Origin of the sequence: Streptomyces ureilyticus, from assembly GCF_011045025.1 — a bacterium.
In the GTDB taxonomy this organism is placed as follows: Bacteria; Actinomycetota; Actinomycetes; order Streptomycetales; family Streptomycetaceae; genus Streptomyces; species Streptomyces ureilyticus.
Window position 1 is genome coordinate 17,278 of record NZ_JAAKZX010000070.1, and the last position, 25,863, is coordinate 43,140.

A 25,863-nucleotide genomic window follows, 5' to 3' on the forward strand; every position below is an offset into this window, starting at 1 on the left:
TCCCAAACAGTTCGGGGAAGCGGTCCCGCTGCCGCACTCTAGGCCGAGTACATACCGAGGGGTACGAGGTTTGAGTTATTGCGCTGTTATCAAAGGGTCGTGAGGGAGTTGCGATGTCCCTTAGATTCCCTTACGCGGAGTAACCCTTGACCTTTGTTCAGCTTTTGGTGCCGCAACAAGAGTGTGGCACGCCGTGTCATGTGCCCCTGAAATCTCCGTCGCGGCCCACTCGACGGCTGCTGTACCCTGACGCCATGCGTGCCGTACGCCTTCTGCTTAGCGAGCCGCGCTGACCAGTCCCGGCCATCGACGATTCCGTGGCCGGAATCAGCGCGGCGTCCCCTCCTGTGCGAGGGGCTTTTTCATTTCCGAACGCTGGCAGAGACGATCGATGGAGCTTTGAGGATCATGAGCGAGACGAACCCCGCTGCCACTGGCATGTCGGTGGATGCCGCGCCGCACCGCTACACGGCCACTACCGCGGCCGAGATCGAGGCACGCTGGCAGGACTTCTGGGACGCCGAGGGTACGTACGCGGCACCGAACCCCAAGGGCGACCTGGCGGGTGACCCCGAACTGGTCGCCCGGCCCAAGAAGTTCATCATGGACATGTTCCCGTACCCCTCCGGAACGGGCCTGCACGTCGGCCACCCGCTGGGCTACATCGCCACCGACGTCTTCGCCCGCTATCAGCGGATGACCGGCCACAACGTCCTGCACACCCTGGGCTTCGACGCCTTCGGCCTGCCCGCCGAGCAGCATGCCGTGGCCACCGGCGAGCACCCCCGGATCACCACCGAGGCCGCCATCGCCAACATGAAGTCCCAGCTGCGCCGGCTGGGCCTGGGCCACGACAAGCGCCGGTCGTTCGCGACGATCGACCCGGACTACTACCAGTGGACCCAGTGGATCTTCCTGCAGATCTTCAACTCCTGGTATGACGACGAGGCGAAGCAGGCCCGCCCGATCGCCGAGCTGACCGCCCGGTTCGAGAGCGGCGAGAAGGCCGTTCCCGGCGGGCGGGCGTGGCATGACCTGAGCGCCGCCGAGCGCGCCGACGTCCTGAGCGGCTTCCGCCTGGCGTACGCCTCCGACGCGCCCGTCAACTGGTGCCCCGGCCTGGGCACCGTACTGGCGAACGAGGAGGTGACCGCGGACGGCCGCTCCGAGCGCGGCAACTTCCCCGTCTTCAAGGCCAAGCTGCGCCAGTGGAACATGCGCATCACCGCGTACGCCGACCGGCTGCTGGACGACCTGGAGGGGCTGGACTGGCCCGAGGCCATCAAGCTGCAGCAGCGCAACTGGATCGGCCGTTCCGAGGGTGCCCGCGTCGACTTCCCGATCGACGGCGAGAACATCACCATCTTCACCACGCGCCAGGACACCCTGTTCGGCGCGACCTACATGGTGCTGGCGCCTGAGCATCCGCTGGTCGAGAAGTTCACGCCCCAGGAATGGCCTGAGGGCACGCACCAGGTGTGGACCGGCGGCCACGCGACCCCCGCCGAAGCCGTCGCCGCCTACCGCGCGCAGGCCGCCTCGAAGTCGGATGTCGAGCGGCAGGCCGAGGCCAAGGACAAGACCGGCGTCTTCATGGGCGCGTACGCCACTAACCCGGTCAACGGCGAGCAGATCCCGGTCTTCATCGCCGACTACGTACTGATGGGCTACGGCACCGGCGCGATCATGGCCGTCCCGGCGCACGACACACGGGACTTCGCCTTCGCGCGCGCCTTCGAGCTGCCGATCCGCTGCGTGGTCGAGCCCAACGACGACCGGGGCACGGACCCGTCGACCTGGGACGACGCGTTCGTCTCGTACGACGCGAAGATCGTGAACTCCTCCGGTGAAGACATCTCCCTGGACGGCCTGGGCGTCGCCGACGCCAAAGCCCGTATCACCGAGTGGCTGGAGAGCAAGGGCATCGGCGAGGGCACCGTCAACTTCCGCCTGCGCGACTGGCTGTTCAGCCGCCAACGCTACTGGGGCGAGCCCTTCCCGATCGTCTACGACGAGGAAGGCATCGCCCACCCGCTGCCCGAGTCGATGCTGCCCCTGGAGCTGCCGGAGGTCGAGGACTACTCGCCGCGCACCTTCGACCCGGACGACGCGAACACCGTGCCGGAGACCCCGCTGTCGCGCAACGAGGACTGGGTGAACGTCACCCTGGACCTGGGCGACGGCCGCGGCCCGCGCACGTACCGCCGTGAGACCAACACCATGCCCAACTGGGCCGGTTCCTGCTGGTACGAGCTGCGCTACCTGGACCCGCACAACTCCGAGCAACTGGTCGACCCGGCCGTCGAGCAGTACTGGATGGGCCCGCGCGAAGGCATGCCGCACGGCGGCGTCGACCTGTACGTGGGCGGCCAGGAACACGCCGTGCTGCACCTGCTGTACGCGCGCTTCTGGTCCAAGGTCCTGTACGACCTGGGGCACGTCTCGTCGGTCGAGCCGTTCCACAAGCTGTACAACCAGGGCATGATCCAGGCCTTCGTGTACCGCGACAGCCGAGGCATCGCGGTGCCCGCCGCCGAGGTGGAGGAGCGCGACGGCGCGTTCTACTACCAGGGCGAGAAGGTCACCAAGCTGCTGGGCAAGATGGGCAAGTCCCTGAAGAACGCGGTCACTCCGGACGAGATCTGTGACGAGTACGGGGCGGACACGCTGCGCCTGTACGAGATGGCGATGGGCCCCCTGGATGTGTCGCGGCCGTGGGACACGCGCGCGGTGGTGGGCCAGTTCCGGCTGCTGCAGCGGCTGTGGCGCAACGTCGTGGACGAGGCCACCGGCGCCGTGACGGTCGTGGACAGCGAGCCCGACGAGGACACGCTGCGCGCCCTGCACAAGGCCATCGACGGCGTACGCCAGGACCTGGAAGGCCTGCGCTTCAACACCGCCATCGCCAAGGTCACCGAGCTGAACAACCACCTGACCAAGGCGGGGGGCCCGGTGCCCCGCACGGTCGCCGAGCCCCTGGTGCTGCTGGTCGCGCCGCTGGCCCCGCACATCGCCGAGGAGCTGTGGCGCAAGCTGGGGTACACCGACTCGGTCGTCCACCAGGACTTCCCCGTCGCCGACCCGGCGTACGTCGTGGACGAGACCGTGACCTGTGTCGTGCAGGTCAAGGGCAAGGTCAAGGCGCGCCTGGAGGTGTCCCCGTCGATCTCCGACGAGGAGCTGGAGAAGGCGGCCCTGGGGGACGACAAGGTCGTGGCGGCGCTGGACGGCGCGGGGATCCGCAAGGTGATCGTGCGGGCGCCGAAGCTGGTGAACATCGTTCCCGCGTAACGCGGGTCGGGGTAGTCCCCTACGGGCAGGTTGGGGGTTCCGCTGGAACCTCCGGCCTGCCTTTTCCGTTTACCGTGGAAGAGTCGGCGGGCACTGGAACAGGATCGAGCAGATCTAAAAGACCGAGACGACCCAGAAGACCGAGAAGCAGGACCCGAGAGGAACGACGTCGTGGAAGCCGTGGCAGTAATCGTGGCGCTGATCTTCGTGTTGTTCGTGGTCCTCGGGGCGTATGCGACGGTCAAGGTGGTCGGTGCCGCCAAGCGCGGAGTGGACCGCACCGTCGCGCAGGCCCGCCGCACGGTCGAGGACTCCACACTCAAGGCGAAGACCCTCGCGCAGCCGGGAGCGTTCGGCGAGCTGGCCCAACTGCGGCTCTCCTTGCGCACGTCGATGCGCGCCACCCAGGACGCCCTGCACGCGGGCGTGTCCGAGGACGAGTCGCTGAAGGAGTCCCTGGCCCTCTTCCAGCGACTCAGCGCGCACGGCCACGAACTGGACGCCGACATGAAGCGACTGGAGCGCGAGCCGAACAGAGCCCGCCTCGTCGAGCAGCTGCCTCAGCTGCGGGAGCGCACGGAGCAGATCACGAAGTCGGCCGACGCCCTGCGGTGGGCGGCGCGTGACCGGGCCCGGCGGTTCGCGGGCGATGACCTGGACTCACTGAGCCAGCAGATCGACATGGAGGCGGGCGCGCTGCGGCACTGGACCAAGGAGCCGGCGCCGACTCAGCCGCCGCCCCCGTGGCCGGAGGCACCCGCCGCCCCGGGGGACCAGCAGACCTGGCCGGACACGGCTCCCTCGCGCACCGCCGAGGAGGAGCCCACGCCCCCCGCCGCGAAGGAGCCCACTGCCGAGAAGGAGCGCACGCCCACCCGGCCCGCCATCACCCCGCCGGCAGCGCGGCCCACCTACCCCTGGGAGAAGAAGCCCCGCCCGGAGAGCACGACTTGATCCCGGAACGCGGCGGGATCCGGCCGATTCGGCAGCGGCAGGCGCGATCTGCCGGGCTGCCGCCCGGGCGTTCCTGCGGGTAATCTCCAGCTCATGTCCCGCCATGTCGCTATCGTCACCGATTCAACGGCCTACCTGCCGCCGCGGACGATGGAGCGCCACGGCATCACCGCGGTGCCCCTGACCGTGGTGCTCGGCGACCAGGCGCTCGAAGAGGGCACCGAGATCTCGGCCCGCTCGCTGGCCCAGGCACTGCAGAAGCGACGCCCCGTCACCACGTCCCGGCCCAGCCCCGCGGTCTTCGCCGAGACCTATCGCAAGGTGGCCGAGTCGGGCGCCACCGGCATCGTCTCGCTGCATCTGTCCGCCGAGCTCTCGGGCACGTACGACGCGGCGGTCCTCGCCTCGCGCGAGGCCCCGGTACCCGTACGGGTCGTGGACACCGGCATGGTCGCCATGGCTCTCGGCTTCTGCGCCCTGGCCGCGGCCGAGTCCGCGGAGGCGGACGGCACGATCGACGAGGCGGTGACCGCGGCGGAGAAGCGGGCCGCCGGCACGTCCGCGTACTTCTACGTCGACACGCTCGACTACCTGCGCCGGGGCGGCCGGATCGGGGCGGCGCAGGCCCTGTTCGGATCCGCGCTGGCCGTGAAACCACTGCTGGAGCTCGACGGCGGCCGGATCGAACTGCTGGAGAAGGTGCGCACCGCTTCGAAGGCGATCGCCCGCCTCGAGGAGATCGTGGCCGGCCGGGCCGGGAGCGCACAGGTTGACATCGCGGTCCACCATCTCGCTGCGCACGAACGGGCGTCGGCGCTGGCGGAGCGGTTGCGGGCCCGGGTGCCGGGCCTGGCCGATCTGCATGTGAGCGAGGTCGGGGCGGCCATCGGGGCACATACGGGGCCGGGGTTGTTGGGTGCTGTGGTCTCACCTCGGTGAGTTTTCACGGGAGTTGGTGAGGTTTCCCACTGTGATGTATCTCGCAAGATGTGTGGTTTCTGTGGGGAAGTCGTGTGCTGCGTGCGTGAGCGCCCCGGCGGGTGCTCCAGCAGACGCTCTGTCGGGCGCCCTGTCAGGCTCCTCGTGTGGGTGACGGAGTTATCCACAACTGGGTGGTAATCCACGGGAATTGAGCAAGATCATCGCGAGAGTGCCGTCGTGCCTGATTCTCGTCGCATGGCACTTCGATCACCTTCACGGACAACGACCGCAACCAGTGGCCCGGGCCGCGGCCCCGTTTCCGACGGCCGCATCCGGAACCGCCGCCGCCCTTACCGAGGCAGGGCCCGCCGCCACCAGGCCTCGGCGGAGGCGCTCCGCCTGCGTGCGGAGGCGATCTTCGCCGAACGGGCAGGAGAGCGGCGAGGGTTGGGGGACTGGCCGCCCGACGGTGGCCCGAGGACGCGTGTGCCCCCTCGTGACCGTGTAGTTGGCGGCGACGTGGTGGGGACACGCGGCGCCGAGACGGGCGGCAACGCGGCCGGGGCGGAAGCCGCGGCCAGGTCTGAAACCGTGTGGCGGGAGCGGGTTGGGCTTGCCGTGCGGGAGCGGATGCCGTTGTGGCTCCAGTCGAGATGCGGGCTGGAGCGGAAGAGCGTGATCGCGCTCTCGGTGCTCCTGGTGGTGGCCGCCGTCTTCGCCGGTCACCACTTCTGGTCGGGCCGTACCCAGCCGGTGCGTCCACCGGAAGTGGTACGGGCGGGACCCTCGGCTCCGGCTCCGTATGAGGAAGCGGCGGTGGCACCCGGATCCTCGACAGCCGCACGGGACCCTGTCGGCGCGGCGGGCGCGGCGGTCGTGGTGGACGTCATCGGCAAGGTGCGCGAACCGGGTATTCACCGGCTGCCGGCCGGCTCCCGGGTCGCCGACGCGCTGCGGGCCGCCGGAGGAGTGCGCCCAGGCACGGACACCGTGGGGCTGAACCGCGCCCGGCTCCTGGTGGACGGTGAGCAGGTGGTGGTCGGGGCTCCTCCCGCCGGGATGGGAGCGGGCGCCGCCGGAGGCAGCGGCGGCGCTGGTGCCGCAGGCGCTGCCGGTCCCGGAGGAGCCGCCGCCGCTCCGGCCGCTCCGGTCGCCCTCAACACGGCAACACTGGAGCAACTCGACACCTTGCCGGGCGTCGGCCCCGTGCTGGCCCAGCACATCATCGACTATCGCACGCAGCACGGCGGTTTCCGCTCGGTCGACGAACTCCGGGAAGTGAACGGAATCGGTGATCGTCGTTTCGCCGATCTGCAGAATCTCGTACGACCATGAACGGGCCGGAGGATCATGCGTCCAGCTCCGCCGTGGCCGGCCCCGCCGTTCGCGGCCCCGGTGTGCGCGGCTCCGGGGTGCCAGGCCCTGCCGAGCCCGGCCCCGGCGCGCCCAACTCTGGCGTGCGCGACCGCCCGGCCGTGCACGCCACCTCTGGGAAGCCGCTCGGTTCCTCGCGTCCTCGCCAAGAAGGGCCCACCGACCTGCGGTTGGTGCCGCCCGCACTGGCGGCATGGGCTACGGCGGCACTGACGCTGGGCGCGTCACCGGGCTGGACCATCGGGGTGGTGGCCGTCTGCCTGGTCGTGGCGGGAGGGTTGCTGGTCACCGGCCGAAACCGCGAGCGTTTCGTGTCGCACCGCGACCGTAGCGAGGCGGGCCGCGTGCGCGACGAATCGGAACGCAGTCACGGCGGGTCGGGCCGCAGGCCTGCCGAGCCGGACCGCAGCCACGGTGAACCAGGCTGCGGGAGCGGCGGATCGGATGGCGGCAGGGGTGGGCCGGACCGGGGCAGGGGCGACTTGGGCCGCAACCGAGTCGATCCGGGCCGCAACCGCGCTGATCCGGAACGCAGTCACGGCGAATCGGGCCGCAGCCAGGCCGAGCCGGAACGCCGTCACGGCGATCTGGGCCGCAACCGCAGCGAGCCGGAGCGCAACCGCGCCGCTCCGGAGCCCAGCCGCGCGCGGCGCCGCCTCCTGTGGCGTACCTGGCCGAAGGCCTCCGTCGCCGCTGTGCTGCTCTGCGTGGCGGCAGCGGCTGCCTCCGGCGGGCTGCACGGGGCGGACCTGCGCCGTGGCCCCGTCCCGGACTTGGCACGCCAGTACGCCGAGGTGACCGCCGAGGTGGAGGTCACCTCGGACCCTCGGCTCACCCGACCTCGGATCAGGGGAGCCCACGCCGCCCCGACCGCCGTCCTGCTCAACGCCGAGGTCCGCCGCATCGAGCAGCCGGACGGGACGGTGACGGCGACGCGGACACCGGTCCTGGTGATCGTGACGGTGGGGTCGGACTCCGGCGACGGTGCCACGGACGGGTCGGACTCCGGTGACAGTCCCGCAGTCGCATCCGACTCCCACGGCAGCCCCGCAGCCGGATCGGAATCCGGTGCCCCGTCCGGGAAGACGCAGCGCTCGCCCTGGCTCTCCCTCCTGCCCTCAACGAAGGTGCACGTGGCGGCGCGGGTCGTGCCCGAGTTGGCGGACGGTGGTCGGGTCGCGGCCGTGTTGCGGGTGCAGGGCAGTGGGCCGCCGCGGGTGGTGGGGGAGCCGTCGGGGGCGCAGCGGTTCGCCGGGGAGTTGCGCGCCGGGCTTCGTGCGGCGACCGAGGAGCTGGAGCCCGATGCGCGGGCCTTGCTGCCGGGACTGGTGGTGGGGGACACCTCGCGGATCCCGCCGGAGCTGGACGAGGCGTTCAAGGCGACTGATCTCACTCACCTGCTGGCCGTCAGCGGCGCCAACTTCACGATCTTGCTCGCCCTGCTCATCGGACCGCCGGGCCTTGCGCAGCGCGCCGAGCGCCGAGGCCTCGCCCTCAGACTCGGCATCCCGCTGCGGGCGACCGCCGTACTCGGTGGCACGCTCTCGCTCGGCTTCGTCATCGTGTGCCGGCCGGACCCGAGTGTGCTGCGGGCCGCGGCCTGCGGTTCGATCGCGCTGCTGGCCATCGCCACCGGCCGCCGCAGGTCGCTGATTCCGGCACTGGCCACGGCGGTTCTGCTCCTGGTGCTGTACGACCCCTGGCTGTCCCGGAGTTACGGCTTCCTGCTCTCCGTACTCGCGACCGGTGCCCTGCTCACCCTGGCCCCGAGGTGGAGCGTCGCGCTCCAGAGGCGGCGGGTCCCGCCGCGGCTCGCCGAGGCGTTGGCCGCGGCGGGCGCGGCGCAGGCCGTGTGCGCGCCCGTTGTCGTCGTCCTCTCGGCTCGGGTGAGCCTGGTGGCGGTGCCGTGCAATCTGCTCGCGGAGTTCGCGGTCGCGCCCGCCACGGTACTGGGCTTCATGACGCTGGCCACGGCCTTATGGGCGATGCCGGTCGCCAAGGCGCTGGCGTGGTGCGCGAGTTGGCCCGCGGGCTGGATCGCGGACATCGCCCGCACCGGAGCCGCCGTGCCCGGCGCGGGCGTGGACTGGCCGGACAGTTGGGCAGGCGCGCTGCTGCTCGCCTGCGTAACCGTGGTGCTCGTACTCGTCGGCCGGAGGCTCCTGTGGCACCCCTGGCTGAGCGGTGCCTGCGGTCTGCTGCTCCTGCTGGTACTGGTGCAGCCGACGCCCCTCACGCGGGTGATCACGGGGTGGCCGCCACCTGGCTGGCGGTTCGTGATGTGCGACGTGGGACAGGGCGACGCGATGGTGCTCGCGGCCGGGGACGGTGCCGGTGTGGTGGTCGACGCGGGACCCGATCCGGTGCTCGTCGACCGGTGCCTGCGCACGCTAGGCATCACCCGGATCCCCCTCGTCGTGCTCACCCACTTCCACGCGGACCATGTCGCGGGGCTGCCGGGTGTGCTGCGCGGCCGTTCGGTGGGCGCGATCGAGACGACGGACTTCGAAGAGCCGCTGGACCAGGCGGAGTTCGTGCACCGGCAGGCGGCGGCCCGGCGTATCCCGGTGACCCGTGCGGTAGCGGGAGAGCGGCGGCGTACGGGCGCGCTCGACTGGCGGGTGCTGTGGCCGCCGCCCCGCCCGGCCCCGACTCCCGAGGGCCCGAACGACGCGAGCGTCGCCCTGTTCGTACGGTCGGCCGGGCTGACCCTGCTTCTGCTCGGCGACCTCGAACCGCCCGCCCAGCAGGCCCTGTTGAGATCCCCGGCCGGCGCAGCACTGGGTGGCGTGGACGTGCTCAAGGTCGCCCATCATGGGTCGGCCTACCAGGACCCCGAGCTCATACGCCGGGCAGCGCCACGCCTCGCGCTCATCTCAGCCGGCGCGGACAACCCGTATGGGCACCCGGCCCCGAGCACGGTGGCGGCACTGCGTGCCGGGGGCGCCACGGTACTGAGTACGGAAGAGCACGGGGCGATGGCCGTCGCCGGAGAGGGGGACCGCCTGTGGGTGGCGGGAGCCTGAAGCCTCTGGAGCCTGGCGTCCAGGAGCAAGAAGCAAGGAGCCGAGTGCCGGAGCCGAGGGCCGGGAGGCCAGCCCGGAGTCCGCCTCCCGGATACCGGGAGGCCAGGTCCCGGAACCCCGCTCCCGGACACCGGCACGCCAGGTCCCGGAGACCGGCGTCCGGGACACTGGAGGCATGGAATCCGTACAGGCAGACGCCTATCTCCGGCGGATCGGGGCCGAGCGGCCCGCGCTGCCCACCGCTGATGCTCTCCGGGAACTGCACCTGCGGCATCTGCTGACCGTGCCGTTCGAGAACCTGTCGATCCATCTGGGAGAGGAGATCTTGCTGGAGGAGAAACGGCTCCTGGACAAGCTGGTGGGAGCCCGGCGGGGCGGTTTCTGTTACGAACTGAACGGGGCGTTCGGGGCGCTGCTCGCGGAACTGGGCTTCGAGGTGACGCTCCTCGCGGCACGGGTGTACGGGGAGGAGGGGCGGCTGGGCATTCCCTTCGACCATCTCGCGCTGCGGGTGGGGACGTCGGACGGGGGTGACTGGCTGGTCGATGTCGGATTCGGGGCGAACAGCCACTATCCGCTGGCCTTCGGGGAGCGGGGCGAACAGGTGGATCCGGGCGGCACGTTCCGGCTGGTAGAGGCAGGGGCGGATCCGGCCGGAGTGCGAGGAGGCGCCGCGGGCTCTGGGGACCTGGCCCTGGACCTGGACGTTCTGCGGGACGGCACACCTCAGTACCGGCTGGAGCTACGGCCACGGGTGCTCGAGGACTGCGTGAGCGGTGCATGGTGGCACAGCACCTCGCCGGTGTCGCACTTCACGAGGTCCCTCGTCTGTTCACGACTCACCGACGACGGTGGCCGGATCACGCTCAGCGGACGGAAGCTCACGATCACGGCCGCCGACGGGACGAAAGTGGGATCGGATCTGGCCACGGACGAGGAGGTGCTGGAGGTGTACCGGGAACGATTCGGAATCGTGCTGGAGCGCGTTCCGGCGGTAGGGAGAGCGGATTCCTGAAGGAAGAAACATAAGCGGAACGGCCAACTCGGGCTGATCGTGTCAATATCCAGCACACTTGCTGGATTCCCGCGATGTGGTCGAGTCTTGCCTCGAAAGCCGCACCAGTGGTCGAATGCATCGCCAACGAATCTTGTCTTGTTTCATATTGCGCGAGGTGTGTCGTAGATGGTCGGCCGGTGGCTGGGAAGCCGTAAGAACCGAGTGCAAGGAACGGGTGCGGGTCTCCGCGCTGGCCTGCCGATGCCGACGGGTGCCGGGATGCTCAGCTGCCGGGTGCTGGATCCGGTCAACCAGCCGGTGTCGCATGCCGAGTTCACGGTCAGCGACGTCAGGGGGCGCAGAGTGGTCGGCGGGGGCGTGGATCCCTTCGGGTCGTTCATGGCGACGGTTCCCGCGGGGGAGTACCGGCTCGGGGTATCGGCGGAGGGGTTCACCCCGATCCGGGAGAGCGCCACGGTGCGGGAGAACTCGGTGACCTCGCTCGGCGATATGGCGCTTCGGGTCGCTCAGCCCCCCGCGCTGCCCGAGCGGGGGGACTGGGAGATCGAGCCGACGCATTCGTCGATCGCGTTCACCGCGCGACACATCGGACTGGCGCGGGTTCATGGCCGGTTCAACACCTTCGCCGGGGTGATACGCGTCGCCGACCCGGTGGAGCACACGGCGATGCACGTGGTGATCGACGCCTCCTCCATCGACACCAATGTGAAGATGCGCGACGACCACCTGCGATCGGCGGACTTCCTTGACGTCGACCGTTTCCCCACGCTGGAGTTCTACAGCGACCGCTTTGTGCACAAGGGCGGCAACCGCTGGGCGGTCACCGGGGCGCTGTCGCTGCACGGCGTGACGCGTACCGTCACGCTCGACACCGAGTACCTCGGGATCGGCAACGGCATGGAGGGCGAGGTGCGGGCGGCGTGCCGGGCCACCACCGAGCTGCGGCGCGACGACTTCACGGTGAGCTGGCAGACGATGCTCGCCCGGGGCATCGCTGTGGTCGGGCCCAGCATCCAGATCGACCTGGACGTACAGGTCGTCCCCAAGAGCTGAGGTGCTCGGCGCGTACCGGAAAATGTCCGGGTGAGCGATGTGAGACATGTGCTGGTGCTGCCCGATCGCGATGCCGCCGAGGAGGCGTTGGAGGCGCTCGGGGAGCGGTTCGGGATCGACGACGAGGAGCCGCGGCTCGTACGGGATGCCCTGGCCGGTGAGGACGATGCCGAAGACGCGCAGTGGCTGGTGGTCCTGAGGGACGCCGACGCACGGCTGGACGCCGGGGAGTTGGACGAGTTCGCCGGCGAGTGGGACGGCTGGCGGGAGGAGCCGTAGCCGCGTGGCCGAGATGCCGGGCCCTCGGCCGAGGGTCGTTGTCAGTGGTGCGTGGGATGCTTGAGCGCGATGGCCAGGAAGACTGAAACCGCAGACCCGGCAGAGGTGCTCGCCCCCGTCACGATCGCCGTGGGGCAGGAGGATCTGCTGCTCGACCGTGCCGTGCGGGAGGTGGTGACCGCAGCCCGCGCCACCGATCCGGACACGGATGTACGGGACCTCACGTCGGACCAGTTGCAGCCGGGGACGCTTGCCGAGCTGACGAGTCCTTCGCTCTTCGCCGAGCGGAAGGTCGTGGTCGTGCGGGGTGCGCAGGATCTGTCGGCGGACACGATCAAGGACGTGAAGGCGTATTTCGGTGCGCCCGCCGAAGAGATCACGCTGGTGTTGCTGCATGCCGGCGGGGCCAAGGGCAAAGGGCTGCTCGATGCCGCGCGGAAGGCGGGAGCGCGGGAGGTCGCCTGTCCCAAGATGACCAAGCCGGCGGACCGGTTGGCCTTCGTGCGCGGTGAGTTCCGTACGCTCGGGCGGTCGGCCACGCCCGAGGCCTGCCAGGCCCTCGTCGACGCGATCGGCAGTGATCTGCGGGAGTTGGCGTCCGCCGTGACGCAGCTGGTCGCGGATGTCGAGGGGACGATCGACGATGCGGTGGTCGGGCGGTACTACACCGGGCGAGCCGAGGCCTCCAGCTTCACCGTCGCCGACCGGGCCGTCGAGGGGCGGGCGGCGGAGGCGTTGGAGGCGCTGCGGTGGTCCTTGTCGACGGGGGTCGCGCCGGTGCTGATCACCAGCGCGCTGGCGCAAGGTGTGCGGGCCATCGGCAAGCTGTCCTCCGCGCGTGGGGGGCGCCCGGCCGACCTGGCTCGTGAGCTCGGGATGCCGCCGTGGAAGATCGACCGGGTGCGACAGCAGATGAGGGGCTGGACTCCGGACGGCGTCGCGGCCGCCCTCCGGGCGGTGGCGGAAGCGGACGCGGGCGTCAAGGGCGGGGGCGACGATCCCGAGTACGCCCTCGAGAAGGCGGTCGTTGCGATCGCCCGGGCGGCGCGGTCCCGACGGGGTTAGGGGCGGGCGGGCCCCGTAAGGGGCGCTGAGGCGCCATGCCGAAGGCCCCGCCTCCGCCCTGGGGAAGGGCGGTATGCGGGGCCTTCGGTTCAAGCTGAAGACTCGTACCCGCGTGGCGAACGCAGGCCGCGTACGAGTCGGGGTGCCGGTCGGGAGCGGAAGAGAGAGGGCCCGCTCAGGGTCCTTCCGGCGATCGAATCAAGTGGGCCCTCGGCGGAGCCGAGTCACCCGGTACAGGTTCAGCCCTTGAGGGAAGCGACCTGGGAAGCAAGCGCCGACTTCTTGTTGGCGGCCTGGTTCTTGTGGATGACGCCCTTCGAGGCGGCCTTGTCGAGCTGACGCGCGGCAGCGCGCTGCAGCTCGGTGGCCTTCTCGACGTCACCCGCGGCAGCGGCCTCACGGGCCTTGCGGATCGCGGTCTTCAGCGAGGACTTCACGGCCTTGTTGCGCAGCCGCGCCTTCTCGTTGGTCTTGATCCGCTTCATCTGGGACTTGATGTTCGCCACGAATGAGCCTTTTCAGGTTCAGGCGCGCGAGGGCCAGCCTCACACGCCGGTGATTGATCTTCGAGTGGCCCACCGGTAGCCCGGTAGGACCGTCTGTGTCTCCCAGGAGGGCTCCGCAGAGAGCCCTTCAAGGGGCACCCCAAAGTGCATGAGACACAGCTGCTCAGACTAGCAGCCGTAGTCCTACCGGCCCAAACCCGTGGCCGGTCCCCGCCCGTGGGACCATGGAACCTACGTATCGATCCGAACCCGAGCCGCTGACCCCTGCGGATATCTCAAGAATCAGGACCCTGCGTGCCCGCGACCCCTAACAATGTGCCGAAGCCGAGCCGTACCGACCCGGCTCTGATCCGCAATTTCTGCATCATCGCGCACATCGACCACGGCAAGTCCACGCTCGCCGACCGGATGCTCCAGCTGACCGGTGTGGTCGAGCAGCGGCAGATGCGCGCTCAGTACCTCGACCGTATGGACATCGAGCGCGAGCGCGGCATCACGATCAAGTCCCAGGCGGTCCGGCTGCCCTGGGCTCCGACCGAGGACCCGGGGAACACCCACATCCTCAACATGATCGACACTCCGGGGCACGTGGACTTCACGTACGAGGTGTCCCGGTCGCTCGCCGCGTGTGAGGGGACGATCCTGCTCGTCGACGCCGCTCAGGGCATCGAGGCCCAGACCCTCGCCAACCTCTACCTGGCGATGGAGAATGACCTCACGATCATCCCCGTACTGAACAAGATCGATCTGCCCGCCGCGCAGCCCGAGAAGTTCGCCGAGGAGCTCGCCCACCTCATCGGATGCGACCCCGGCGATGTCCTCAAGGTCTCCGCCAAGACCGGACTCGGCGTCGAGGCACTGCTCGACAAGGTCGTCGCCCAGGTTCCCGCCCCCGTGGGCGTCAAGGACGCCCCGGCGCGCGCCATGATCTTCGACTCGGTGTACGACTCCTACCGCGGCGTCGTGACGTACGTGCGAGTCATCGACGGGCAGCTCAACAAGCGCGAGCGGATCCGGATGATGTCCACCGGCGCCACGCACGAACTGCTGGAGATCGGGACGAACTCGCCCGAGATGCTCTCCGCCGACGGGCTCGGCGTCGGCGAGGTCGGCTACATCATCACCGGTGTGAAGGACGTCCGGCAGTCCAAGGTCGGTGACACGATCACCAGCCTGCACAAGGGCGCCGTCGAAGCCCTCGGCGGGTACAAGGAACCCAAGCCGATGGTGTTCTCCGGCCTCTATCCCCTCGACGGCTCCGACTACCCCGAGCTGCGCGACGCCCTCGACAAGCTCCAGCTCAACGACGCCGCGCTGGTCTACGAGCCGGAGACCTCCGCCGCCCTCGGCTTCGGTTTCCGCGTCGGCTTCCTCGGGCTGCTGCACCTGGATGTGATCCGGGAGCGGCTGGAGCGCGAGTTCGGGCTCGACCTGATCGCCACCGCGCCGAACGTGGTCTACCGCGTGATCATGGAGGACGGCGTCGAGCACACGGTGACGAACCCGAGCGAATTCCCCGAGGGGAAGATCAGTGAGGTGTACGAGCCGGTCGTACGCGCCACGATTCTCGCCCCGAGCGAGTTCATCGGCTCGATCATGGAGCTGTGCCAGACCCGCCGCGGCACCATGCTCGGCATGGACTACCTCTCCGAGGACCGCGTCGAGATCCGCTACACGCTGCCGCTCGCGGAGATCGTCTTCGACTTCTTCGACCAGCTGAAGTCCAAGACCCGCGGATACGCCTCGCTCGACTACGAGCCCACGGGCGAGCAGAGCAGCTCACTCGTCAAGGTCGACATCCTGCTGCACGGCGACAAGGTGGACGCGTTCTCCGCGATCACCCACAAGGACCAGGCGTACGCATATGGCGTGCGGCTGGTCGCCAAGCTGCGCGAGCTCATCCCGCGGCAGGCCTTCGAGGTGCCCGTCCAGGCGGCCATCGGCTCCCGGGTCATCGCCCGCGAGACCATCCGCGCCATCCGCAAGGACGTCCTCGCCAAGTGCTACGGCGGTGACATCTCCCGTAAGCGGAAGCTGCTGGAGAAGCAGAAGGAAGGCAAGAAGCGGATGAAGATGGTGGGCTCTGTGGAGGTTCCGCAAGAGGCCTTCATCGCGGTGCTGTCCAGCGACGAGAGCGCGACCTCCGGCAGGGGCAAGAAGTAGGAGGCGTCGTTCCGGGTAAGCCGACCACTGTTACCCCTGGAAACTGGGGAAGAATGCGGGCTCGTCGCGTTTTCCGCGCGACGGGCCCTCCCCCACTCTCGGCTTCGCTCGAGCGGGGGGACCCCCATGCTATGCGTAGGGTCGCTCAGCGTAGGAGTCTCGTAGGAAGTGACAGCTCGCCGCCCCTTACGCACTGGCGAGTCGCGCTCTACTCTGATCACCACTCGATGGTTACTCGCGAGTTAAACAGCGGCCGCGAGTGACACAACAGCCGCAAAGAGCCAGCCGCACACTGTCGCGGGCCCGGAGGATGTCGTGAGCGACACACAAACCCTGATCGAGAACCGTCCGCCGTCCGTGGCGGCCCTCTTCCTGGAGCGCGTGGCGGCCACACCGGACGCCGAGGCCTACCGTTACCCCGTACCCCCCGCGTCGGGCGAAGGCCCGGACGACTGGAAGTCGCTGACCTGGGCGCAGGCCGCCGAGCGGGTCTTCGCCATCGCCGCGGGCCTGATCGAACTGGGCGTCCAGCCCGAGCAGCGCGTCGCGCTCTCCTCCGCCACCCGGGTCGATTGGATCCTCGCCGACCTCGGCATCCTGTGCGCGGGCGCGGCGACGACGACCGTCTACCCGCAGACCAACGCCGAGGAATCGGCGTTCATCCTCTCCGACTCCGAGAGCAAGGTCCTGATCGCGGAGGACGCCGCACAGCTCGCCAAGGCGCGCGAGAAGCGGGCCGAACTCCCCGAACTGACCCATGTCGTCGTCATCGACGGCACCGGCGTGGACTCCTCCCAGGACGAGGGTGACTGGGTACTCACCCTCGCCGAGCTGGAGAAGCGCGGCGCCGCCGTCCTGGAGAAGAACCCCGACCTCGTCAAGGACAAGGTCGGCGCGATCACCTCCGACCAGCTCGCCACGCTGATCTACACCTCCGGCACTACCGGCCGCCCCAAGGGCGTACGGCTGCCGCACGACAACTGGTCGTACATGGCGAAGGCGACCTCCGCGACCGGCCTGATCAGCGCCGAGGACGTGCAGTACCTGTGGCTGCCGCTCGCGCACGTCTTCGGCAAGGTGCTCACGTCCGGGCAGATCGACGTCGGGCACGTCACCGCCGTCGACGGCCGGGTGGACAAGATCATCGAGAATCTGCCGGTGGTGAAGCCGACGTACATGGCGGCCGTGCCCCGCATCTTCGAGAAGGTCTACAACGGCGTCGCGGCCAAGGCCCGCGCCGGTGGCGGCGCCAAGTACAAGATCTTCCAGTGGGCGGCGGAGGTCGCGCGCGAGTACGCGAAGGTCAGCCAGGACAACTTCCGCAGGACCGGTACGGCCTCCGTGCCCTTCGGCCTCGGCGCCAAGCACAAGATCGCGGACGCGCTCGTCTACTCCAAGCTCCGCGAGGCCTTCGGCGGCAACCTGCGCGCCTGCGTCTCCGGATCGGCCGCACTCGCGCCCGACATCGGCTACTTCTTCGCCGGCGCCGGCGTGCACATCCTGGAGGGCTACGGACTGACCGAGTCGTCCGCCGCGTCTTTCGTGAACCCGGGGGAGGCGTACCGCACGGGCACCGTGGGCAAGCCGCTGCCCGGCTGCGAGGTGCGTATCGCGGACGACGGCGAGATCCTGCTGCGCGGGCCCGGGATCATGGAGGGCTACCACAAGCTGCCCGACAAGACCGCCGAGGTCCTGGAGCCCGACGGCTGGTTCCACACCGGTGACATCGGCGAGCTGTCCCCCGACGGCTATCTGAAGATCACCGACCGCAAGAAGGACCTCATCAAGACCTCCGGCGGAAAGTACATCGCGCCGGCCGAGGTCGAGGGCCAGTTCAAGGCGGTGTGCCCGTACGTGTCCAACATCCTCGTGCACGGCGCCGACCGGAACTTCTGCACCGCGCTCATCGCACTCGACGAGCCGTCCATCCTGGGCTGGGCCAAGGAGAACGGCATGGAGGGCAAGTCGTACGCCGAGGTCGTCGCCGCACCCGCGACGGTCGAGCTCATCGACGGGTACGTCAAGCAGCTCAACGAAGGGCTTCAGCGGTGGCAGACCATCAAGAAGTTCCGGCTTCTGCCGCGGGACCTCGACATTGAGCACGGCGAGCTGACGCCGAGTCTGAAGTTGAAGCGGCCGGTTGTCGAGCGGGAGTACAAGGGGCTGATCGAGGAGATGTACGAGGGCTCTCGCGAGGCGTAGGCGGTTCCAGCGGGCGTTTCCTCCAGGAGGCGTGGGGAATTGCGGTTCGGCTGTTCCCCGCGCCCCTAAAGGGGCCGCTGGTCGCTCCCCCACTCTCGGCTCCGCTCGAGCGGGGGGACCCCCATCGCGGCGGAGCCGCACATTTGATACAGCCCCGCGCCCCTTACGGGGCGCGGTGTCCCGTTACCAGTGCCCGTAGGTCTCTGACCTGCGCGCGCAACTCCGCCAAGTCCGGGGAAGCCTCCGCCAGTTGCTTCTCCAGAGCGTCCAACCGCGAGTTCACTTGTGCGCCATGTGTCCGCTGCTCCGCAAGCATTCGTTCCAGTTGGCGGTTCTTGCGGTGGAGGTCCAGGAAGACCGTGACCTTGGCTCGTAGGACCCAGGGGTCGAAGGGCTTGGTGAGGTAGTCGGCGGCGCCGGTGGCGTAGCCGCGGAAGGCGTAGCCCGAGTCGGCGTCCGTGCCCGTCAGGAAGATGATGGGGACGTCCTTGGTCTGGTCGAGGCGCTTGATGTTCGCGGCGGTCTCGAAGCCGTCCATGCCCGGCATGCGGATGTCGAGCAGCACTACGGCGAACCGCTGCCGCAGCAGCGCCTTCATCGCGTCCTCGCCCGAACGGGCCCGTACCAGCGGCTCGTTGAGGGAGCCCAGGACCGCTTCCAGTGCGATCAGGTTGTCCTCCATGTCGTCCACGAGGAGTATGTTCGCGCGCTCGTCGGTCGATGCCTCAGTACTCATGGTGTTGGTCTGCCTGCCTCAGTCGTTCGGCGACGGGACGGGGGTGGGGCCGACGGTTTCCGGCTCCTCGCCGCGTCCCTCCGCCTCCGCATCGTCGTCTTGTCCGTCGTCTTGTCCGGCCGGGTCCAGGAGGGCGCAGACGACGGTCAGCAGTTGATCGACGTCCACCGGCTTGGGTACGTAGTCGTTGGCGCCGCGGGCGATGGACTCCTCGCGGTCGCCCGGCATCGCCTTTGCGGTGAGGGCGACGATGGGAAGGCCGGCCCAGCGCGGGGTGCGGCGGATGGCGGCGATGGTCTCGTAACCGTCCATCTCCGGCATCATGATGTCCATCAGAACCAGTTCGACGTCGGGGTTTCGCTCCAGCGTCTCGATGCCCTCGCGGCCGTTCTCCGCGTACAGCACGGGCATCCCGACCCGGCCCAGGACATGGGTGAGGGCGAAGACGTTGCGGATGTCGTCGTCCACGATCAACACCCGGCGTCCCGGCAGCAGTTGACCCGCCCGGCCCGCCTTCCACGCCTCCAGCTTGGTGGGCGTGGGCCAGGTGTCGTCCGGGTCGTGGACGGTGTACGGCTCGGTGGACTCACGGGCATCCGTGGTGGACATCTGCTCGGGTACGGGCGCCGGGCGCTCCTCGGGTACGGGCCCGGTCGCCGCGTGGCCGGGGCTGGCGACAGGGACGTACAGCGTGAAGGTGGAGCCCTTGCCCGGCTGGCTCTCGGCGATGATGCGGCCGCCGAGCAGTCCGGCGATCTCGCGGCTGATGGACAGGCCGAGGCCCGTGCCGCCGTATTTGCGGTTGGTGGTGCCGTCGGCCTGCTGGAACGCCTCGAAGATCACCGGGAGTTTCTCCGGCGCTATGCCGATGCCGGTGTCGGAGACCGCGAAGGCGATCACCTCGTCGTGGTCGCCGCCGCGCGTGTAGCGGTGCTCGGGGTCCTTGACGCGGTTGACGCGCAGTTCGACCCGGCCGTTCGCGGTGAACTTGATCGCGTTGGACAGCAGATTGCGCAGGATCTGCTGGAGGCGCTGCTCGTCCGAGTACATCTCGCGCGGTACGCCCTCGCCGACCGCCACCTCGAAGGCGAGCCCTCGGTCCAGAGTGAGCGGCCGGAACGTGGCGTGGACGTAGTCGAGCAGCTTGATCAGCGGCAGCTTCTTCGGGCGTACGTCCATCCGGCCGGCCTCGATCTTCGACAGGTCGAGGATGTCGTTGATCAGCTGGAGCAGGTCCGAGCCCGAGCGGTGGATCGTGGACGCGAACTGCACTTCCTGGTCGGAGAGATGGCCGTCCTGGTTGTCGGAGAGCAGGCGGGCGAGGATCAGCAGCGAGTTCAGCGGGGTGCGCAGCTCGTGCGACATGTTCGCCAGGAACTCCGACTTGTACTGCGAGGACGTCGCCAGGAGTGCGGCCTTCTCCTCCAGTTCGGCGTTCGAGCGCTGCAACTCGGCCTGCTGGCGCTGGAGTTCGTCGGAGCGTTCCTGGAGCTGGGTGGCAAGGCGTTGGGACTGGCCGAGCAGGGACTCCGTACGGGAGTTGGCGATGATGGTGTTGATCGCGACGGCGATGGTGTTCACGAACTGGTCGAAGAACGCCAGGTGGACGTCGGAGAAGCGGGAGAAGGACGCCAGTTCGATCACGCCGAGGAGCTTGTCCTCGAAGAGGATCGGGATGATGACGACGCTGGACGGGGACGCTTCACCAAGACCGCTGTTGATCTTGATGTAGTCCGGCGGGGCCTCCTCGACGAGGATCCGCTTCTTCTCGCGGGCCGCCTGCGCCACAAGGCCGTGCACCGGGAGCCCGCCGGTCTCCACGGTCGCGCCCTGCGCCGCGCCGTACCCGGCGATGAAGGCAAGTCCCTTGCCCGGCACTGCCGTTCGCAGCGCCGTGCTGTCCTCGTCGGGGTCGGCCAGATAGAACGCGCCGTACTGCGCGTTCACCAGCGGCGTCAGCTCGCGCAGGAGCAGGTCGGCGACCTCCATCAGGTCGCGGTGACCCTGCATCAGCGCGGCGAGCCGGGCGAGGTTCGACTCCAGCCAGTCCTTCGCGCGGGTCGTCTCGCGGAGGTTGGCCACCATCAGGTTGATGTTGTCTTTCAGCTCGGTGACCTCGCCCTGCGTCTCCACGGTGATGGCGCGGGACATGTCGCCCTGGGCCACCGCGGACGCCACCTCGGCGATCGCGCGGACCTGGGTGGTCAGGTTGGAGGCGAGTTCGTTCACGTTCGTCGTCAGGCGCTTCCAGGTGCCGTACACGCCCTCGACCCTTGCCTGACCGCCGAGTTGGCCCTCCGAGCCCACCTCGCGGGCCACCCGTGTCACCTCGGACGAGAACGACGACAGGGTGTCCACCATCGTGTTGATCGTGGTCTTCAGCTCCAGGATCTCGCCGCGCGCGTCCACGTCGATCTTCTTGGAGAGGTCGCCCTGGGCCACGGCGGTGGCGACCTGGGCGATGTTCCGTACCTGCGAAGTCAGGTTGTCCGCCATGTAGTTGACGTTGTCGGTCAGGTCCCGCCACACGCCCGAGACGCCGAGGACCTGCGCACGCCCGCCGAGCCGCCCGTCCGTGCCGACCTCGCGGGCCACCCGGGTCACCTCGTCGGCGAAGGCGCGCAGCTGCTCCACCATCGTGTTGACGGTGTCCTTGAGTTCGAGGATCTCGCCGCGGGCGTCGACGGTGATCTTCTTGGACAGGTCGCCGTTCGCGACGGCGGTGGTCACCTGGGCGATGTTCCGCACTTGTGAAGTCAGGTTGAGCGCCATGAAGTTGACGTTGTCGGTGAGGTCCTTCCATACCCCGGATACGCCACGGACCTGGGCCTGACCTCCCAGGTTGCCCTCGGTGCCGACTTCGCGGGCCACGCGGGTCACCTCATCCGCGAAGGCGGAGAGCTGGTCGACCATCGTGTTGATCGTCGACTTCAGCTCCAGGATCTCGCCCTTCGCCTCCACCGTGATCTTCTTGCCGAGGTCGCCCTGGGCGACGGCGGTCGAGACGAGGGCGATGTTCCGTACCTGTGAAGTCAGGTTGTCGGCCATGAAGTTGACGTTGTCGGTGAGGTCTTTCCAGACGCCCGATACGCCGCGGACCTGGGCGCGACCTCCGAGGTTGCCCTCGGTGCCGACCTCGCGGGCCACGCGGGTGACCTCGTCGGCGAAGGCGGAGAGCTGGTCGACCATCGTGTTGATGGTCGACTTGAGTTCGAGGATCTCGCCCTGTGCGTCGACCGTGATCTTCTGGCTGAGGTCGCCGTTGGCCACGGCCGTGGTGACTTGGGCGATATTTCGGACCTGACTGGTCAGGTTGGACGCCATGAAGTTGACGTTGTCGGTGAGGTCTTTCCAGACCCCGGACACCCCGCGGACCTGCGCGCGACCGCCCAGTTGGCCCTCGGTGCCGACCTCGCGGGCCACGCGGGTGACCTCGTCGGCGAAGGCGGAGAGCTGGTCGACCATCGTGTTCACGGTCAGCTTGAGTTCGAGCAGTTCGCCCGTCGCCTCGACCGTCACCGAGCGGGTCAGATCGCCGCGGGCGACCGCCGTCGTCACCAGGGCGATGTCCCGCACCTGCGCCGTCAGCCGGGACGCCATCGTGTTGACGGCCTCGGTCACATCCCGCCAACTCCCCGAGAGGCCCGTCACTTTGGCCCGGCCGCCCAGCCGCCCCTCGGTGCCGACCTCGCGGGCGACGCGGGTCACCTCTCCGGTGAACAGGGACAGCTGATCGACCATCTTGTTGACGGCTCGCCCCAACCGGCGGAGGTCGCCCCGGAGTTGACGGTTCCCGTCATGCAGGTCGACCCGTTGCGTCAGATCGCCGCCGGCCACCGCGTCCAGCACGCGTGTCGCGTTCGCGGCGGGGGCCACCAACGCGTCGAGCAGCTGGTTGACGTCGTCGACCCTGGTCGTCCACTGGCCCTGACCGGGGCTCGCGGAGAGCCGCTCGTCAAGGCGGCCGTGGCGCACCAGCTCCCGGCGGACGCGCTGCACCTCGGAGTTGAAGTGCGCGTCCCGGCCCATGATCTGGTTGAACACGGCGTTGAGCTCGGCCACCAGCCCCTGCCCCGACTCCGGCACCTTCGTGAAGTCACCGTCCCGGGCAGCGGTCATGGCGGCGAGCAGAGGACGCAGATCTGATGCCCGTATCTGTCCGTCTTCGAGCACTTGCGTAGCACTGTTCTCACTCATGCGGGCCCACTTCGGTAACTCGGCGCTTATGGGCCGGGCCAGTCTGTCACTCTGTCGATGTCGCCTGAGGCCTAATCGTCCAACTGCTCAGGGAGCCGCACAGTGGGGGCCACACCAACGCGACGGGAGTTCATGTCCCGCGCTCCTGATACACCTGAGCGCCCGCGCCCGACCGCGCGTACGTCGCTGCCGGGCAACCCTCTCGCGCCGGGAGCCGCCCGCCGTTTCGTCCGCACCGCGCTCGCCGAGTGGACCGAACTCGCCCTGCCCGGCGTCGAGTTCATCACCGACCAGCTGGTCGACGAGGCCGTGGTCGTGGTCAGCGAACTCGTCACCAACGCGGTCGTCCACGCCGGCACGGACGTAGAACTCCGGACACGCCTCGAGCCCGCCGAGGACGGTGAGTTCGCGGAGAACGCCGGGCTCGCCGAGTTCGCCGTGTTCGCCGAGCCCGCGAAGCTCGCCGAAAGCGCCGAGTTCGCCGAGGAGGCCGAAAGCGATGCCGGAGCCGCCGGTGTGCTCGTCATCGAGGTCGCCGACCACCACCCCGCGCGCGTGGTGCGCGGCGACGGTGTCGAGCGGCCGCACGACAGCGCCGAGTACGGGCGCGGTCTGCGGCTCGTCTCCGCGCTCGCCGAGTCCTGGGGCATCACCTACCGCACCGGCACCAAGATCGTGTGGGCCCGGCTGCCCGTCGCCGGGGTCGCACCCGTCGAGGAGACGGCCGAGCCAGAGGCGTACGCCGGTGAACACGCCCTGCTGCGCGGGGTGCGGGCCGCCGAGATCCTCACCCCCGCGCCCCGGCGCGGCGTACCGCTGCACGACCGGGAATGGCTCAACCGCGGCGCCCTCTGCTTCCTCGCCGAAGCCTCCGACCTGCTGGCCGGGCAGCTCGACGAGGACCTGGTCGCCGCGCTCACCGCGCAGCTGCTCGTGCCGCGGCTCGCCGACTGGTGCGCGGTGTGGCTCGAGGACGAGACCCCGGGCCGGCTCGACGGTGGCCTGATCGGCGGGCCACGGCTCGCCCGCGTCTGGCACGGCAGCGAGAACCGCATCGAGGAGCTGCGCCTGCTCCTGGAGAAGGACCCACCGCGCGTGCCCGACTCGGCGGGCTCAGGACCCGTCCCCGTGCCCTGGCCCGGCGAAGCGCTCGGCGGGCGCGCCGACAGCGGGACGGCACTCGGGTACCGGCTGATCGCGGGCGGCCGGCCGCTCGGCACGCTCGTCATCGGACGGGCCGGGCTCGTCCGCTTCCCCGACGAGATCACCGGGCTCGTCGAGGACCTCAGCCGCCGGGTCTCGCTCGCCATCGGGGCGGCCCGGCAGTACGCGCGCCAGGCCACCATCAGCCGCGTACTGCAGCGTGGCCTGCTGCCCGGCGCGGTCGCCGAGATACCGGGCGTACGCAGCGCCCTCGTCTACGAGCCGTGCGACAAGGGCGGGCCGAGCGGTGACTTCTACGACCTCTTCCCGGCCGGGGACGGACGCTGGTGCTTCGCGCTCGGCGACGTCCAGGGCAAGGGACCCGAGGCCGCCGTCGTCATCGGCCTCGCCCGCCCCTGGCTGCGGCTGCTCGCCCGCGAGGGCTACGAGGTCCCCGACGTACTCGACCGCCTCAACCAGCTGCTCCTCGACGACGCGACCGAGGCCGCGGACGCCGCCGCCCGCTCCCTGGTGGCGGCCGGCGCTCCCGGCCTCGCCGACGAGGGCCCGCAGAACCGGTTCCTCTCCCTGCTCTACGGCGAGCTGGTCCCCCACGACGGCGGTGTGCACTGCACCATCGCCTCCGCCGGCCATCCGCTGCCGCTGGTCCTGGAACCCTGCGGCACGGTGCTCACCGAGGTGGCCCAGCCGCAGACGCTGCTCGGCGTCTTCGAGGACGCCACGTACACCTACGGGAGCTTCGAGCTGCGCCCCGGCGACAGCCTCCTGTGCGTCACGGACGGGGTGACGGAGCGGCGCAGCGGGGCCCGGCAGTTCGACGACTCCGAGGGGCTCGCCACTGTCCTCAGCGGCTGCGCGGGTTTGAGCGCCGAGCTGATCGCGGAGCGGATCCGGCGACTGGTGCACGAATTCGGGCCGAAGCCGCCGGAGGACGATCTGGCGCTGCTGGTACTGCAGGCCGAGTAGGCAGGGGCCCGGGGAGTCGCGACGGTGCTGGACAATGGAAGGCATGCCTTCCGCACTTCCCGACGGTGAGCCCGTCCCCGACGACGGGACGCTGCCCGCGCACGCCCTGGCGGGCGCCGCCGCCCGCCCCCTCGGGTTCTATCTGCACGTGCCGTACTGCGCGACGCGCTGCGGCTACTGCGACTTCAACACGTACACCGCGACCGAGCTGCGGGGGAGCGGGGGCGTGCTCGCCTCCCGCGACAACTATGCGTCGACCCTGATCGACGAGGTGCGGCTGGCTCGCAAGGTTCTGGGCGACGACCCGCGTCCGGTGCGCACGGTCTTCGTCGGTGGAGGTACGCCGACTCTGCTGGCCGCCGATGACCTCGTACGGATGCTGGGGGCGATCCGGGAGGAGTTCGGGCTCGCGGAGGACGCGGAGATCACCACGGAGGCGAATCCGGAGTCGGTGGATCCGTCGTATCTGGCCGCGCTGCGGGCCGGGGGCTTCAACCGGATCTCGTTCGGGATGCAGAGTGCCCGGCAGCATGTGCTGAAGGTGCTCGACCGTACGCATACGCCGGGGCGTCCCGAGGCGTGCGTCGCGGAGGCCCGTGCGGCGGGCTTCGAGCACGTGAACCTGGATCTGATCTACGGCACGCCCGGGGAGTCGGACGATGACTGGCGGGCGTCGTTGGAGGCGGCTCTGGGCGCCGGGCCGGATCATGTGTCGGCGTACGCGTTGATCGTCGAGGAAGGGACGCAGCTGGCGCGGCGGATCCGGCGGGGTGAGGTTCCGATGACGGACGACGACGTCCACGCGGACCGGTATCTGATCGCGGACGAGGTGCTGGCGGGGGCGGGGTTCGAGTGGTACGAGGTGTCGAACTGGGCGACGTCCCGGGCCGGGCGGTGTCTGCACAACGAGTTGTACTGGCGGGGGGCCGACTGGTGGGGGGCCGGGCC

At 69.6% G+C, this 25,863-nt stretch carries 16 protein-coding genes; 13 read left to right on the forward strand and 3 right to left on the reverse strand.

The genetic code is table 11. From position 1 onward, the window contains the following. Positions 1-408 precede the first annotated feature (408 nt). The 9 genes from leuS (at position 409) to holA (ending at position 12,981) form a co-directional block, all read left to right on the forward strand. The gene (gene leuS / locus G6048_RS22255) at positions 409-3,291 is read left to right on the forward strand and encodes a leucine--tRNA ligase (RefSeq protein WP_165341347.1); all 2,883 of its coding nucleotides are present in this window, start codon (positions 409-411) and stop codon (positions 3,289-3,291) included. A 171-nt stretch (positions 3,292-3,462) separates the two neighbouring features. Continuing rightward, positions 3,463-4,245, forward strand: a complete 783-nt coding sequence (locus tag G6048_RS22260; protein WP_165341348.1) for a hypothetical protein — start codon at positions 3,463-3,465, stop codon at positions 4,243-4,245. Between the two features lie 93 nt (positions 4,246-4,338). After that, a complete protein-coding gene (locus G6048_RS22265; protein WP_165341349.1) occupies positions 4,339-5,184 on the forward strand; it encodes a DegV family protein in 846 nt (281 codons plus the stop codon). A 237-nt stretch (positions 5,185-5,421) separates the two neighbouring features. After that, positions 5,422-6,501, forward strand: a complete 1,080-nt coding sequence (locus G6048_RS22270) for a ComEA family DNA-binding protein (RefSeq protein WP_206341963.1) — start codon at positions 5,422-5,424, stop codon at positions 6,499-6,501. Continuing rightward, entirely contained in the window at positions 6,498-9,566 is a 3,069-nt protein-coding gene (locus G6048_RS22275; protein WP_235990177.1) for a ComEC/Rec2 family competence protein, read from the forward strand. Before G6048_RS22270 ends, G6048_RS22275 begins: the two co-directional genes overlap by 4 nt. A 175-nt stretch (positions 9,567-9,741) precedes the next feature. Next, positions 9,742-10,581 carry an arylamine N-acetyltransferase family protein gene (locus G6048_RS22280; protein WP_165341351.1) on the forward strand — a complete coding sequence of 280 codons (840 nt, stop codon included), beginning with the start codon at positions 9,742-9,744 and terminating at the stop codon, positions 10,579-10,581. Between the two features lie 168 nt (positions 10,582-10,749). Further along, complete coding sequence (locus tag G6048_RS22285) at positions 10,750-11,637, forward strand: YceI family protein (RefSeq protein WP_165341352.1); 888 nt, start codon at positions 10,750-10,752, stop codon at positions 11,635-11,637. Positions 11,638-11,667: 30 nt separating this feature from the next. After that, entirely contained in the window at positions 11,668-11,916 is a 249-nt protein-coding gene (locus G6048_RS22290; RefSeq protein ID WP_165341353.1) for a hypothetical protein, read from the forward strand. Positions 11,917-11,985: 69 nt separating this feature from the next. Beyond that, positions 11,986-12,981, forward strand: coding sequence for a DNA polymerase III subunit delta (holA, locus tag G6048_RS22295; protein WP_165341354.1), 996 nt, complete (start codon positions 11,986-11,988; stop codon positions 12,979-12,981). Positions 12,982-13,220: 239 nt separating this feature from the next. Here holA and rpsT read toward each other — a convergent pair whose 3' ends face one another. Then, entirely contained in the window at positions 13,221-13,487 is a 267-nt protein-coding gene (gene rpsT, locus G6048_RS22300) for a 30S ribosomal protein S20 (protein ID WP_165341355.1), read from the reverse strand. 294 nt (positions 13,488-13,781) lie between these two features. Between rpsT and lepA the strand changes: the two genes are divergently transcribed. Beyond that, the gene (lepA, locus tag G6048_RS22305; RefSeq protein WP_165341356.1) at positions 13,782-15,650 is read left to right on the forward strand and encodes a translation elongation factor 4; all 1,869 of its coding nucleotides are present in this window, start codon (positions 13,782-13,784) and stop codon (positions 15,648-15,650) included. 315 nt (positions 15,651-15,965) lie between these two features. Beyond that, on the forward strand, positions 15,966-17,852 hold the full coding sequence (locus tag G6048_RS22310; protein ID WP_165341357.1) for an AMP-dependent synthetase/ligase: 1,887 nt from the start codon (positions 15,966-15,968) through the stop codon (positions 17,850-17,852). A gap of 163 nt (positions 17,853-18,015) precedes the next feature. On the opposite strand, the gene G6048_RS22315 is transcribed toward G6048_RS22310, so the two are convergent. Together G6048_RS22315 and G6048_RS22320 are read right to left on the reverse strand one after the other, a co-directional pair. Further along, positions 18,016-18,588 carry a response regulator gene (locus G6048_RS22315; RefSeq protein ID WP_165341358.1) on the reverse strand — a complete coding sequence of 191 codons (573 nt, stop codon included), beginning with the start codon at positions 18,586-18,588 and terminating at the stop codon, positions 18,016-18,018. 18 nt (positions 18,589-18,606) lie between these two features. Continuing rightward, the gene (locus G6048_RS22320; RefSeq protein ID WP_235990178.1) at positions 18,607-22,707 is read right to left on the reverse strand and encodes a HAMP domain-containing protein; all 4,101 of its coding nucleotides are present in this window, start codon (positions 22,705-22,707) and stop codon (positions 18,607-18,609) included. A gap of 210 nt (positions 22,708-22,917) precedes the next feature. Between G6048_RS22320 and G6048_RS22325 the strand changes: the two genes are divergently transcribed. Together G6048_RS22325 and hemW are read left to right on the forward strand one after the other, a co-directional pair. Further along, positions 22,918-24,915: a SpoIIE family protein phosphatase gene (locus tag G6048_RS22325; protein ID WP_165341359.1), complete on the forward strand. Its 1,998-nt coding sequence runs from the start codon at positions 22,918-22,920 to the stop codon at positions 24,913-24,915. 43 nt (positions 24,916-24,958) lie between these two features. After that, the coding region (gene hemW, locus G6048_RS22330) for a radical SAM family heme chaperone HemW (RefSeq protein WP_206341965.1) at positions 24,959-25,863 on the forward strand (905 nt) is incomplete at its 3' end.